We start from the raw sequence: 13532 nt of genomic DNA, 5'->3' as shown, positions 1-13532 counted from the left end.
CGTCGCCCTTGGAAAGCTTTCGCTTTAATATGATAGCGTTCTGCTTCAGCTGCAGAAGGTTAGCAGTCCTAGGGGTTTCCTGATTTAGTCCGGCTTGGCAGTACCGATTTTGCTCCAAAGTTCATTGGCAACGACTCCTACTGTTTGGTCCCTGCGTCTCATCTTGTAGAGCATGGTCCGGCGAAGAGGAAACCCTTCCAGGTTCAGGGACAGCAACGCTCCGGAGCGTCGCTCAGCATCTGTCATATGGTCGGGCAAACCACCCCAGCCGAGCCCGGCGAGGATCACTTTCTTCTTGGCCGTGAGATCGGAAACGGTCCACTTCAGCCCGCCAGACAGCAGGTCGCGGCTCTGTTCATGCGCCGCGCCGCCGGTGCCGGCGGCAACCACCTGCACGTGGCCTTGCATTTCGGATGCGGACAATGCGCGGGAACCGGACGGCAGGCCAAGATCAGGGCTGGCCACGGGCCGGATCGTGACCTCGGCAACCGGTTCAGCCTCAACTTCGTCCAATGGCACCCCATCAAGGGACGCGAGCGCGATATCTGCCTTGCCCTCCATCAGCCGGGCGATCGGGCCGCCCATCATCTCCATCCGCAGCCGCAGATGTGTTGCGGGGTGGCGCCGCCCGGTTTCTGCAAGGGCCGGCAGCAAAGGGTCCAAATCCATTGTTGCGCTGACGGCGACGGTCAGCTCCGGCTCTTCGCGGGCGCGCAGCCGGGCCGCGGTGGATCTCAGCCCCTGCATCTGGCGCAGAACCCGCGACGCCTCGCGGTAGAAGATTTCGCCTGCTGGGGTGAGTGCGGGGCGGTAGGCTTCGCGGCTGAGCAGCTCCAATTCCAGCTCCTCTTCCAACTGACGGATTGTGTGGCTGATGGCGGATTGCGATTTGTGCAGGCGCTCCGCCGCGCCGCGGAATGTGCCGGTTATGACAATGGCGTCCAGGGCAATGAGCTGGTCATGTTTCATGAGTTTCCAACATGTTCGATTTTTTCGATCATAGTGCTGAAAACACAATATTATCAATCAATCATATTCGGAGGTAGTCAGAGGGCATCACCAACACAGGAGACTGTTATGAAACTCTACTACAAGCCCGGTGCTTGCCCGCTGGCAAGCCATATCGCCCTGCATGAAACCGGCCGCCCGTTTGAAATTGAAGCCGTCGATACCGCCGCGGGCAGGACTGAAACGGGTGCGGACTACCGCGCGATCAACCCCAAGGGCTATGTTCCGGCCCTGGGCCTGGACGATGGCAGCATTTTGACTGAAGGGGCAGCGGTTCTGCAGTATATCGCGGACAGCCACCCGGAGGCAGGCTTGGCGCCGGAGGCTGGCACCCTGGCCCGGGCCCGGATGCAGGAACAGCTCAACTGGATCGGGAGTGAGCTGCACAAGGCCTTTGGCCCGCTGTTCCGCGAGGGCACATCCGAGGCCGGCAAGGACGCTGCGCGTACCGCTGTTGCGGGCAAGTTCGATTTCATTGAAACCCAGCTGGCGGAAGGCCGAGAGTGGCTGATTGAAGACCAGTTCTCGGTGGCGGATGCCTACCTGTTCGTTGTCTCGAACTGGGCAAATTTCACCGGTATCGACCTGGCCCGCTGGCCCAATCTTGCCGCCTTTGTGAACCGCAGTGCAGCCCGTCCATCGGCACAGGCAGCGATGCGCGCCGAAGGGTTGATCCAATGACGCCCGCCGATCACAAAGCGGTCGGCGAACTGATGGGGGCCTATTTTGAGGGCCTCCACCAGGCCGACAGCACCATGCTGCGCGAGATCTTCCACCCGCAGCTGGCCTATGTCTGCGCCACTGAAGGCGATGAGCTTTACTTGGATCTTGAGACCTACATGACCCGCGTCGACGGGCGTGAGCCGCCCGCCAAACGCGGCGACCCGCGCGAGGAGGAGACCCTGGAGATTGCCTTTGCCAGCAACCGTCTGGCCCATGTCAGCGCCCGGATGACCATGATGGGCCGGGACTTCCACGACCTGCTGACCCTGGTTCGCCACGGCACCGAATGGCGCATCGTTGCGAAAGTGTTTTCCTATGCTCCACGAAAGGACTGACTCATGCCTTATGTGAATATCAAGGTGACCCGCGAAGGCGGCCCTGATGGCAACGGCCCAAGCGCAGATCAAAAGGCGCAGCTGATTACCGGGGTCACCGGTCTTCTGCAAGACATTCTGGGCAAGAATCCAGCAACCACCTTTGTCGTGATTGACGAGGTCCGGCTGGAGGATTGGGGTGTCGGCGGCCTGCCGGTGCAGGAATACCAGAGGAAAGCGCAATGAAGACGCGGCTGACAGAGGCGCTGGGGATCACCTGTCCGGTGATCCAGGCGCCGATGGCCTTTGCTGCGGGCGGCGCGTTGGCCCGCGCCGTCACTCAAGCCGGCGGGCTGGGCATGATCGGGGGGGCTTATGGTGATGCCGGCTGGATTGAACAGCAGTTCACAGCCGCCGCGGGGGCCCGCGCGGGCTGCGGGCTGATCACCTGGAAGCTGGCGGAACAGCCGGATCTGCTTGATTTGGTACTGGCGCAGGATCCCGCGTCGGTGTTCCTGTCCTTCGGCAACCCGGCGCCATTTGCGCCTGCGATCCGGGATGCCGGCGTGCCGCTGATCTGCCAGGTCCAAACCCTGCGCGATGCCCGACAGGCGCTGGACTGCGGCGCGGACATTCTTGTGGCTCAGGGGGCGGACGCCGGCGGCCATGGCGAAGCGCGCGGCACCTTTGCTTTGGTTCCCGAGATAGCGGACGAAATCGCGCGCCGGAACAGCACGGCGCTGCTCTGTGCCGCAGGCGGCATCACCGACGGGCGCGGTCTGGCTGCGGCCCTGATGCTGGGTGCAGATGGTGCGGTGATCGGCACCCGGTTCTGGGCCTCGCACGAGGCGCTGGTGCATCCCCGCATCCTGGATCGCGCGCTTGCTGCGACCGGTGACGATACGATCCGCACCAAGGTGGTCGACGTGGTCCGCGGCTATGATTGGCCTGCGCGCTACAATGGCCGTGTGCTGCGCAATTCCTTCATTCAGAAATGGCACGGCTCCGAAGATGCCTTGAGGATGGAAGCAGGCGCTGAAGCCGCTAAATGGTTGGCAGCTCAGGATGCAGGCGATCCGGATGTGGCAACCGCCTTTGCCGGCGAAGGCATCGGCCTGATCCGCTCGGCCGCGCCTGCAGGCCGCATTCTCGTAGACCTCATGGATGACGCGCAGCAGTGTCTGGCCCGGGCGGCTGCTGCAATGGGCGTGCCCGCGCCCGCGTAGCAATCCGGGACCCTTCGGCAGCACGAAAAACCGGCACAGGCGGGGGCGGCCCTGCCTGTGCCTTTCGCTGCAGGTGTCAGCAGGTATGGTCCAGAACAAACTTGCCGGTACGTCCGGGCGCCTCCAGCCTCCGGTGCGCCTCTGCGATCCGGTGAAGCGGCATGATCTCCTCGATCCCCGGATCCAGGACGCCCTGGGCCAGCCAATCCGACAATGGCAGCAGAACCTGCTGATTGGCGGGATTTTGAACTGTCACTGGGGTGATGCCCCGCGCTGCGGTAAAGACCCCGCCCGGCTTCCACCACTCCGGAACAATGGTTGCATAGGCCCCGCTGTCCTTCACCGCAGCAAAAGCCTGATGCGCATGTTCACCGCCGCGCACGTCAATGGCGCCATCTACGTCTTGTGCATCAGAGGTCGCGAGTTCGAACCCCAGCAAAGGCGCGATCGCTGCAGCCATTGCGCCAACCGCCCCTTTGGGATTGTTGACCAGAACACGGGCGCCCGGCGGCAGATCCAGCGCTTGATATGCCGCCAGTGCGGTGCTGCCGATCAAAGGCATTGCAGCGGCTGTGATGAAAGAAACCGCATCGGCAATCTTCACAATCTGGCTGGCAGGCAGGGTGGTAAATTCCGCATGGGTGCCTACCAGCGATCCTGGTTGCGGTGAGAGCACCATCACCCGGTCTCCGGGGGCAAACCCTTCCGTTTCAGGGCCAAGCGTCTCGACAGTGCCTGCCGCATCCCAGCCTAGGATCATCGGAAATTGGGCTGGGTCATAGGGTAGGATCCGTCCAGACCGGACCCCCGCATCCACAGGGTTCACACTGGACGCATGGACCCGGATCAGCACCTCCCCCGGCTTGGGTTCGGGGTGCGGCTGTTCCGCTATCCGGAACACTTCCACCCCGCCAAAACTCTCGATAACTGCTGCTTTCATCCTAGCCTTCACCTATTCTGTAGTGATTGATAAATAACGGGCGGCTTGCCGGGTCAAGCACATTTGTGTAGTGATCGGTAAATAATAATGGAGGCAGCCATGGGGCGGCAGCGGTCCTTTGACACCGATCACGTGATTGAGCAGGCGATGCTGCTGTTTTGGGAACGAGGATATGAGGCTGCGTCCATGGCAGAACTCAGTGCTGCCATGGGATTGAACCCGCCCAGTATTTACGCGGCTTTTGGCAACAAACAGGCGCTGTTTGAACGCTGCACCGCCCATTATGTCAAGCATGTTGCGGCTTACGCCCCTCGCGCCCTTGATGAAGAAGCAACTGCCGCCAAGGCTCTACGCCGCCTTGTGTCCGAGGCGATTGAGGCCTTTTGCACGGAACAAAGGCCCAAGGGCTGTCTCCTGATCAGTGCCGCAACCAATTGCGGCAAAGGCAGCGAATGCGCGCAGGAACTGCTTGCCGGCTACAGGCAAGCCAGCGAGTCGATGATCGCAGACCGGATCCGGCGCGGTATCGCCGACGGGGACATGGCTGTATCCGTCAAGCCGGACTTGCTGGCAAAATTTGTCTCGGTGCTGATCCAGGGGTTTGCAGCGCAAGCCCGTGACGGTGCAACAGCAGACGCATTGCACGGGGTGGCAAACCTTGCGCTCAGACAGGTTGAGGTTTCGCTTTGATGGCACAGGCCGGTAAATCCTGGTTTTCTTACACGATGAGAAAATTCAGTTCGGAAGTTCTGCTCTGCACCGAAAACTCAACCGCCCCCGGTGGTACCGGAAGTGTTCCACGCGCAGCGAGTCTGTTCAGTCGAGTCAGCGCGGAAGTTCCTAATGCAGGTCTTTCATGCCGTAATATGTGTACGCTAGAGGTAGGAGGTGGCGGCGGAAACTCAGCAATGGGAACGTTGAAGGCTGCACCTTCATGAGCTCGGGTAAAGGGGAAACGCATGGCTTTCCGGCGGCAATTCCAGCAATCAGCCGCCCGGTATATGTCGCCATTGCAACGCCGCCGCCGTGGTAGCCAAATCCGGTCCAGGCGCGCCGCCAGTCTCCGATCTGCCCGGCATAGGGGGTGAGACCGCGGGTCAGGCAGACCAGGCCGCTCCAATGGTATTCTGTTTCAGCCTTGGCAAGGGCCGGGAACATCATCTCGAAATCACGGCGGATCCGGCGTCGCATCTGCTGTGTGGAGCCGGGGGTGATGTTGCTGGTGCCGCGCATCCCGAACAGCACCCGGTTGTCCGGCAGCAGGCGGAAGTAATGCAGCAGGTTGCGGGTGTCATAGGCGATGCGCCGGGTGGTCCAGCCCTGCGCCTGTTTCTCGCCTTCGGTCAGGGGCCGCGTCACCATTATATGCGAGACCACCGGCAAATAGCGCCCGCGCAGCCAGTCCGGCAGGTTGTCGCTGCTGTAGCCGTTGCTGGCGATGATCAGCCGGTCGGCGATGATGCGGCCCGAAGGCGTTTCGACGGCATAGGTGCCGCAGCGCTCCTGCTGCACCGAGAGCGCCGGGGTGCCGCCGTGGATCACGGCGCCCGCCTGCTGCGCAAGGCGGGCCAGGCCGGCCGCGTATTTGCCCGGGTTCAGGCCAAAGCCCAGGGGCAGCAGAAATCCGCCGTAGAAGCCGTCGCCGTGCAGGCCCTCCTGCCGCATTTCTGAGGCTGACAGCACCGGGCAGTCCACCCCGGCGTAATGGCGCAGGCCTGCGGCCATTTCCGGCAGGGCGCGAGCCGCGCGGGGGCTGTGGGCCAGGCAGTATTCGCCGTCCTCCTGCACATCGGCCTCGATGCCGCCAGGCGAGGTGAGATCGCGGACCAGCGCAACCGCCTCCTTCTGGGCGCTGTAGAAGGCGCGCAGATCGTCCTCGCCGAAGCGGCGGATAATGGCGCTGCCGCCCAGCTTGGCACCGCCGAAGCCGCAGAAGCCGGCATTGCGCCCCGAGGCACCCCAGCCGGGCCGGGCGGCGTCGATTACCAGCGGCGCCTCGCCGTGCTCGCGGGCCAGATGCAGCGCGGTGCTGAGGCCGGTGTAGCCCGCGCCGATAATGGCCACGCCCGTGCGCCGGTCGCCGTCCAGCGGCGGATAGGCAGGGGCGGCGGGCAGCGTGGCCTCCCAGTAGCTGCCGGCAGGGGCCTGGGTGTCATAGGCGTGAGCGCTGTAGATGCGGCGGAGGGTTTTCATGGCACTGGTCCGTTTTTGCAGCTCCCGTCAGGGTGCTGCAATCACCTTGGTTTCGAGGAATTCGAGAATGCCTTCGCGGCCGCCCTCGCGCCCGACACCCGACATTTTGACCCCGCCGAAGGGGGAGCCTGCACCCAGGAAGGCGCCGTTCACATTGACCATGCCGGACTGCAGCGCCCGGGCAACGCGGCCTGCGCGGGTGCTGTCGCCGGTCTGCACATAGGCCGACAGGCCGTAGGGCGTGTCATTGGCGATGGCGATGGCCTCTTCCTCGTTGCTGAAGGGGATCATCACCAGCACCGGGCCGAAGATTTCCTCCTGCGCCACGCGCATGTCGTTGGTCACATCGGCGAAGATTGTGGGGCAGGCATAATAACCGGCCTCAAAGCCTTCCGGCTTGCCCGGCCCGCCGGCCACCAGCCGCGCGCCTTCGGCGATGCCGGCCTCGATCATCTCCTGCACGCGGGCGTATTGCTGCGCGCTGGACAGCGGCCCCATGTGATCGCCCGGTTCCGCCGGATTGCCCACGGTCATTTGCGCGCATTTCGCCTGCACCAGCTCCACCGCGCAGCCGTAAACGCTGCGCTCCACCAGCATCCGGGTGGCGGCGTCGCAGCTTTGGCCGGTGTTGACGAAACAGGCTTCCACCCCTTCGGCGATGGCGGTTTCCAGATCGCAGTCGGCAAACACCAAGTTTGGGGATTTGCCGCCAAGCTCCAGCGCCACCTTCTTGACGGTTTCCGCGGCTTCGCGGGTCACTGCGACGCCGCCGCGGGTGGAGCCGGTGAAGGACATCAGGGCGACATCCGGGTGGCGCGACAGCGCGGCGCCAACCACCTGGCCTTCGCCGTGGACGAGGTTTAAGACGCCCGCGGGCACGCCGGCCTCGTGCAGCACTTCGGCATAGAGGATCGCCGACAGCGGTGTCAGCTCGGAGGGCTTCAGCACCATAGTGCAGCCCGCAGCTAGAGCAGGGCCGACCTTCAGCACGATCTGGTTGATCGGCCAGTTCCAGGGCGTGATCAGCCCGCAGACGCCAGCCGGCATCCGCACCAGCGTGTCGCCATTGGGCAGGGTTTCCTCGAAATCGAGCGCTTTCAGGTCGGCGATGATGGCCTCCAGGTGGTCGATGCCAACCTGCGCCTGCATCTCGCGCGACATGGTGATCGGGGCACCCATCTCCAGCGAGATGGCTTTTGCGAAATCATCAATACGGGAGGTGTAGACCTCCAGAACCCTTTCAAGGAGCGCAATGCGGTCCTCGCGGCTGGTGGCGGCAAATCCGGGCAGCGCCGCCTTCGCCGCGGCGACAGCGGCATTAATGTCAGCTTCGCTGCCAAGCGCGAGCGGGCCCATGGATTGTTCTGTCGCGGGGTTAATCACCTCCGCCGAGCTGCTGCCGAGGGGACCTGTCCAGGTGCCGCCGATATAGAACTGGGACATGTTGTACTGCATTGCCGTATCCAAATTTGTTTGATTGCGTTTCACGCGGCGGCGGCCGCCGCGCGGTTTTCCTGTTTCTGGCGCCGGTCCTGCCGCCGGTTGATCAGCGACGCGGCGATGACGCCAAAGGTAACGATACCGATCAGCATCGTGGACAGCGCGTTGATTTCTGGCGAAACACCCAGCCGGACCGAGGAATAAAGCTTCATCGGCAGGGTGGTGGAGCCGGGGCCGGAGGTGAAGGTGGCGATCACCAAATCATCAAGCGACAGGGTGAATGAAAGCAGCCAGGCCGAGATCACTGCAGGCGCGATCACCGGCAGGGTCACCTGGCGAAAGGCCGAAATCGGTGTGCACCCCAGATCCAGCGCGGCATCTTCAAGGGAGCGGTCGAAGCTGGCCAGCCGGGAGGAGATCACTACCGATGCATAGCACATGGAAAAGGTCGCGTGCGCAATGGTGATGGTCCAGAATCCGCGGTCGAGACCGATTGCAACGAACAGCAGGAGGAGCGACAGGCCGGTCACCACCTCGGGCATCACCAAGGGCGCAAAGATCATGCCGGAGAACAGCGTGCGGCCCGGAAAGGAGCCCGCCCGCACCATGACAACCGCGCTGAGCGTGCCCAGCACTGTCGCCAGCGTGGCCGAGACAAAGGCGATGCGCAGGGTGATCCAGGCGGCCTCCAGATAGGCGTCGTTGTTCAGCACGATGCCGTACCATTTGGTGCTGAAACCGCCCCAGACGGTGACCAGGTGGGAGTCGTTGAAAGAGTAGATCACCACCAGCAAGAGCGGCAGGTAGAGGAAGGCCAGGCCGAAGGTCAGCGAGGTTAGATTGAACATGTTGAAGCGTCGGATCATCCCAGTTCCTCCTGATGTTTCTGCTGATGGCGCTGGAACAGCACGATGGGCACGATCAGGATGGTCAGCAGTACGATGGCCACCGCCGCCGCCACGCCCCAGTCGCGGTTGGAGAAGAACTCGAGCCACAGGGTCTTGCCGATCATCAGCGTGCCGGAGCCGCCCAGGAGGTCGGGTATCACAAACTCGCCGATCGCCGGGATGAAGACCAGGAAGCAGCCCGCAACCACCCCCGGCAGTGACAGCGGCAGGGTGATCTGGCGGAAGGCGGCAAGGGCGCCGCAGCCGAGATCCTCGGCGGCTTCCAGCAGCCAGCCGTCGATCCGTTCCAGCGAGGCATACAGCGGCAGGATCATGAACGGCAGGTAGGAATAGACGATGCCGACATAGACCGCGATCTCCGTGTGCATGATCGCCAGCGGCTGTTCAATGATGCCAAGTTTCATCAGCGCGAGGTTCAGGAAGCCCTCGTTCTTGAGTATGCCGATCCAAGCGTAGATGCGGATCAGGAAGCTGGTCCAGAACGGCAGGATCACCAGCAGGAGGAGGGTTTTGCGCCAGTCCTGCGGCGCCTTGGCCATGGCATAGGCCACCGGGTAGCCGATCAGCAGGGTGAGCAGGGTTGCGATGGCGGCGACCTTCACGCTGTTGAGATAGGCCTTGAGATAGATGCCGTCCTCGGCCAGCCAGAGGAAGTTCTCGAAATCGAACTGCGCGAAGGAGGCGCGCAGGCCTGCAAGCCCCTCATCGAGGCTGAATGTCGGGGCATAGGGCGGGCTGGCGGTGACGGAATCGGACAGCGCGATCTTGATGACGATCAGGAAGGGCACCAGGAAGAACAGCCCCAGCCAGAGATAGGGCAGCAGGATCAGCAGGCGGCGTGATGTCCTCATGGTCCGGCCCTCACGCGTCGACCAGCACGCAGGCGCCTGCGCGCCAGCTGAGCCAGACCCGGTCGTTCCAGTCGATTTCGCGGCGCGAGGTCAGGAGGCGGTTGGCCTCCTGAGCGCGGATCAGCATGCCGCCGTCGAGCCGCACCAGGAAGGTGGAAGCGCTGCCGGTGTAGGAGATCTCCTCAACCGTGCCCTCCACCATGTTCACGTTGTGGGCGTCTGCGGGCCGGTCCTTGGTGACGTGGATCTTCTCGGGACGCAGCACCAGTGTCTTGCGGGCGCCGGGGGTCATCACATCCTCGGGCTGCGGGCGGATCGCCAGCCGGGTTCCGCCATCCCAGCGGGCCAGCGCCAGATCGCCCTCCATGCCCGCGAGCTCAACATTGATCAGGTTCACGTTGCCTATGAAATCAGCGACATAGCTGGACGCCGGATGCTCGTAGATCCGCGCAGGCGTGTCGGTTTGCAGCAGCTTGCCTGCCTTCATCACTGCGATGCGGGAGGAGACGGTCATCGCCTCGTCCTGATCGTGGGTCACGATGATGAAGGTAAGGCCCAGCCGGTCCTGCACATCCATCAGCTGGAACTGGGTCTCCTCGCGCAGCTTCTTGTCGAGCGCGCCCAGCGGCTCGTCCAGCAGCAGCACCTTGGGTTTCTTGGCCAGCGAGCGCGCCAGCGCCACCCGCTGCATCTGGCCGCCGGAGAGCTGGTGCGGCTTGCGGTCTGCAAAACCTTCGAGCTGCACCAGCGCCAGCATCTCGTCGACGCGGTCCTGGATGTCGCGCTTCTTCCAGCGCTCCTGCTTGAGGCCGAAGCCGATGTTTTTTGCCACCGTCATATGCGGAAACAGCGCGTAGGACTGGAACATCATGTTGATCGGGCGCCGGTTGGCCGGGATGCCGGTCAGGTCCTGGCCGTCCAGCAGGATGCGGCCCGAGGTCACTTCCTCAAACCCTGCCAGCAGCCGCATCATCGTGGTCTTGCCGCAGCCGGAGGGGCCGAGGAGCGAGAAGAACTCGCGTTCCTGGATGTCCAGGTTCAGATCCGAGATCGCGGTGAAGTTGCCAAAGGTCTTGGTCACATTCTCGAAGCGGATCAGCGGCGGTCGGGCTGGTTTCAGAGGACTGGCGGGTTCAGCCCGGGCGGCGGCGGCACTGGCCGGATCATGGAAGTTCATTGTTGCAGATTCCCCAGTTGCAAGTCCCTGCGGCGGTGTAAGCGGGCGCTGCAGCAGGGCAATTGATGCGCGGCCCGCAGGCCGCGGCAGGGCTGGAATGGCGCGGCCCGGAAGCCGCGCCGGGGCTTACTGGCCGGTGCGGACCTTGGACCAGGTGCGGGTGTACAGGCGCTCTGTCTTGCGGTCCTGCAGCACCGGGGTGGTCAGCATCTCCATCGTCGCCTCGGTCGGATAGACGGCGGGATTGCCGGTCAGCTCCGGGTCGATTTCGGCCTGGGCGGTGAGGTTGGCGCTGCCGTAGCGGATGAAGTTGGCATTCTGTGCCGAGACCGAGGGCTGCATCAGGTAGTTCAGGAAGGCATGGGCCTCTTCCACGTTCCTGGCATCGGCCAGGATGGCCAGGCCGTCAAAATCCAGCAGGGTGCCTTCCTCCGGGATGATGTATTCCAGATTGACGCCATTGCCAGCCTCTTTGGCGCCATTGGCGGCCCAATAGGCGTCGCCGCTCCAGGTCAGGCCGAGGCAGGCATCGCCGTCGGACAGGGCGCCGATCATGGCGTCGGTGGAAATCTGGGCGATATTGTCCCGGATGACGCCGATATGCGCGCCGGCGGCGGTGATCTGGTCCTTGTCGCTGGTGTTGGGGTCCTGGCCCATGTCGATCAGCGCGGCGCCGATCACATCGATGGGCGAGTCCACGATCATCACGCTGCAATCGGCCAGCTTGGCGGAAATCTCCGGATCAAAAAGCAGGTCCCAGGATTTGGGGTGGTCCGCGCCCAGCCGTTCAGCCAGTTTGCCGGTATTGTAGGCGATACCGAAGGTCCACCAGTTGTAGGGCACCAGGTATTCATTGCCGGGATCGAAGGTCTCGATCAGCCCGGCGATCTTGGGCCAGACGTGCTGCAGGTTGGGGATCTTGGATTTGTCGATCTCTTGCAGCACGCCAGCCGAGATCAGCCGCGCGGTGCCGGTGGAGGAGGGGACGATGATGTCATAGCCGGAGCTGCCCGCCAGCACCTTGGTTTCCAGCATCGCGTTGGAATCATAGGTGTCATAGGTGACATCGATGCCGGTTTCTGCCTCGAAGGCCTCGATGATCGCGGGGTCCAGGTAGTCGCTCCAGTTGTAGATCACCAGTTCGCCTTCTGCCGCAGCGGCGGCGCCCCAGATGGCAGCCGATCCGGCCAGCAGGCTGGTTGTCAGCTTGGTTTTCATGGTTCCCTCCCGTGTTGGGTTTGTTTTGGTTCTTCTAAGGGATGCGGGCCTCAGGCCCGCATTGCCTCCAGTTCAAGGCCCTGGCCCAGCAGTTCCCGGGTTGCGCGCTGGACGCCTTCGGTCAGAATGTCGAACATGTCGTCGATCTGGGCTTTGGTGATCACCAGCGGCGGCGAGAAGATCGCCATGCTGCCGTAGGGGCGGACCATCAGCCCCAGTTCCTGGCAGCGGGCGTCGATCACGGCGCCGATGGTGGCGTCAATCTCGGCGCTGGCCTGGCCGTCGCGGGTCAGCGAGCATTCGATGCAGCCCACCAGCCCCATGCCGCGCACATCCGCGATCAGCGGCAGCTCCAGCATCTGATGCAGGCGCTTCTGGAAATGCGGCGTCACCTTACGGACATGCTCCAAAATGCCGTCACGCTCGAAGATCTCGATGTTCTTGAGGCCCGCGGCGGCACAGACCGGATGGCCGGAATAGGTGTAGCCACTGGTGAAATAGACGTCCTTGGAGATATCGCCCTCGATGTCCTGAAACAGCCGGTCGGAGAAGATCGCGGCACCCATCGGCGCATAGCCCGAGGTCAGCCCTTTGGCGCAGGTGATGATGTCGGGGGTAATGCCAAACAGCTCCTCGGAGGCGAACCAGTGGCCGAGGCGGCCGAAGCCGGTGACGACCTCATCCGAGATGTAGAGAACGTCATGCTTGCGGCAGACCTCCAGGCAGCGGCTGTGGTAGCCCGCGGGCGGCACGATCACGCCGCCGGAGCCCAGCACCGGCTCTGCGATGAAGGCGGCGACATTGTCCGCGCCCAATTCCAAAATGGCGTTTTCCAGATCCGCCACCTTTTCATCCAGGAATGTGTCGATGCTCATGCCCTGGGGGCGGCGGAAGGCGTTCACGTCCGGTAGGAAATGGGGGATGGACTGGTCAGTGTCGAACCACTGGCGCTCGCTTGGCTTGCCGCTGAGCGAGGCGGTCAGATAGGTGCCGCCGTGGTAGGCATGCGCCCGGGTGATGATCCTTTTCTTGGACGGCTTGCCCAGCAGGTTGTTGCGGAAGTGGACAAAGCGGATGGCGGTGTCCACCGCGGTGGAGCCGCCGGTGGTGAAGTAGACCCGGTTGAGGTCGCCCGGTGCGCGTTCGGCGATGGCATGGGCGAATTCCGCGCTGACGGATGTGGCCTCGCTGAAGGGCGAGCAATAGGCCATCTTGCGGGCCTGCGCCGCCATCACATCGGCGATTTCCGTGTTGCCGTAGCCCAGCTGCATGCACCACATGCCGCCGGGGCCGTCGATCATCTTGTTGCCGTGTTCGTCGTAGACATAGATGCCTTCGGCGTACTCGCTGAACGTCCTGTCGGCTTTTCCGGCACCCTGGACTTCCAGCCCTTCCCACGGATGGAAGTAATTCTCCTTGTCCCAGGTTTTGAAGTTTTCGAAGTCGTTTCCAAGTTTGGTCATCTCGGCCCTCTGTCCGGAGTGTTGCTATCATGAATGAACGTTCATACATTATGCTTAAGTGAATGATCGTT

General features: G+C 63.1%; 14 protein-coding genes. 5 read left to right on the top strand and 9 right to left on the bottom strand.

What is annotated here, in order from left to right:
• Positions 1-84 precede the first annotated feature (84 nt).
• Positions 85-969: a LysR family transcriptional regulator gene (locus RA21_RS09380; RefSeq protein WP_019296859.1), complete on the bottom strand. Its 885-nt coding sequence runs from the start codon at positions 967-969 to the stop codon at positions 85-87.
• Positions 970-1077: 108 nt separating this feature from the next.
• On the opposite strand from RA21_RS09380, the gene gstA reads away from it, so the two are divergent.
• Genes gstA through RA21_RS09360 form a run of 4 tightly spaced genes read left to right on the top strand, consistent with a single transcriptional unit; the run spans position 1078 to position 3271 of the window.
• The gene (gene gstA / locus RA21_RS09375) at positions 1078-1689 is read left to right on the top strand and encodes a glutathione transferase GstA (RefSeq protein WP_019296858.1); all 612 of its coding nucleotides are present in this window, start codon (positions 1078-1080) and stop codon (positions 1687-1689) included.
• Positions 1686-2066 (top strand): nuclear transport factor 2 family protein, encoded by a 381-nt coding sequence (locus tag RA21_RS09370; protein WP_039148081.1) that lies wholly within the window; start codon positions 1686-1688, stop codon positions 2064-2066. The genes gstA and RA21_RS09370 overlap by 4 nt, the downstream gene beginning before the upstream one ends.
• Before the next feature lie 3 nt (positions 2067-2069).
• Positions 2070-2291 carry a tautomerase family protein gene (locus RA21_RS09365; RefSeq protein ID WP_039148078.1) on the top strand — a complete coding sequence of 74 codons (222 nt, stop codon included), beginning with the start codon at positions 2070-2072 and terminating at the stop codon, positions 2289-2291.
• Positions 2288-3271, top strand: a complete 984-nt coding sequence (locus RA21_RS09360) for an NAD(P)H-dependent flavin oxidoreductase (protein ID WP_039148075.1) — start codon at positions 2288-2290, stop codon at positions 3269-3271. The genes RA21_RS09365 and RA21_RS09360 overlap by 4 nt, the downstream gene beginning before the upstream one ends.
• Positions 3272-3347: 76 nt before the next feature.
• Here RA21_RS09360 and RA21_RS09355 read toward each other — a convergent pair whose 3' ends face one another.
• Positions 3348-4211: an NADP-dependent oxidoreductase gene (locus RA21_RS09355; RefSeq protein WP_039148072.1), complete on the bottom strand. Its 864-nt coding sequence runs from the start codon at positions 4209-4211 to the stop codon at positions 3348-3350.
• Between the two features lie 99 nt (positions 4212-4310).
• Here RA21_RS09355 and RA21_RS09350 point away from each other — a divergent pair, with 99 nt between their 5' ends.
• Positions 4311-4901 (top strand): TetR/AcrR family transcriptional regulator, encoded by a 591-nt coding sequence (locus RA21_RS09350; RefSeq protein ID WP_237754572.1) that lies wholly within the window; start codon positions 4311-4313, stop codon positions 4899-4901.
• A 150-nt stretch (positions 4902-5051) separates the two neighbouring features.
• Here the strand turns inward: RA21_RS09350 and RA21_RS09345 are convergent, their stop codons facing one another.
• From RA21_RS09345 to RA21_RS09315, 7 genes are all read right to left on the bottom strand, one after another.
• On the bottom strand, positions 5052-6404 hold the full coding sequence (locus RA21_RS09345) for an NAD(P)/FAD-dependent oxidoreductase (protein ID WP_019296852.1): 1353 nt from the start codon (positions 6402-6404) through the stop codon (positions 5052-5054).
• A 27-nt stretch (positions 6405-6431) separates the two neighbouring features.
• Positions 6432-7847 carry an aldehyde dehydrogenase family protein gene (locus tag RA21_RS09340; RefSeq protein WP_039148188.1) on the bottom strand — a complete coding sequence of 472 codons (1416 nt, stop codon included), beginning with the start codon at positions 7845-7847 and terminating at the stop codon, positions 6432-6434.
• Between the two features lie 41 nt (positions 7848-7888).
• The gene (locus RA21_RS09335) at positions 7889-8710 is read right to left on the bottom strand and encodes an ABC transporter permease (RefSeq protein WP_039148070.1); all 822 of its coding nucleotides are present in this window, start codon (positions 8708-8710) and stop codon (positions 7889-7891) included.
• The gene (locus RA21_RS09330) at positions 8707-9603 is read right to left on the bottom strand and encodes an ABC transporter permease subunit (RefSeq protein ID WP_039148068.1); all 897 of its coding nucleotides are present in this window, start codon (positions 9601-9603) and stop codon (positions 8707-8709) included. The genes RA21_RS09335 and RA21_RS09330 overlap by 4 nt, the downstream gene beginning before the upstream one ends.
• Positions 9604-9613: 10 nt before the next feature.
• Positions 9614-10780, bottom strand: coding sequence for an ABC transporter ATP-binding protein (locus RA21_RS09325; RefSeq protein WP_039148065.1), 1167 nt, complete (start codon positions 10778-10780; stop codon positions 9614-9616).
• A gap of 126 nt (positions 10781-10906) precedes the next feature.
• A complete protein-coding gene (locus RA21_RS09320) occupies positions 10907-11998 on the bottom strand; it encodes an extracellular solute-binding protein (RefSeq protein ID WP_039148063.1) in 1092 nt (363 codons plus the stop codon).
• Between the two features lie 50 nt (positions 11999-12048).
• Positions 12049-13461 (bottom strand): aminotransferase, encoded by a 1413-nt coding sequence (locus RA21_RS09315; protein WP_019296846.1) that lies wholly within the window; start codon positions 13459-13461, stop codon positions 12049-12051.
• Positions 13462-13532: the final 71 nt, after the last annotated feature.

It is taken from the genome of Leisingera sp. ANG-DT (assembly GCF_000813785.1).
Classification (GTDB): Bacteria; Pseudomonadota; Alphaproteobacteria; order Rhodobacterales; family Rhodobacteraceae; genus Leisingera.
Note: the sequence above shows the minus strand (reverse complement) of the source record. Positions and strands in the feature narration are given on the sequence as shown.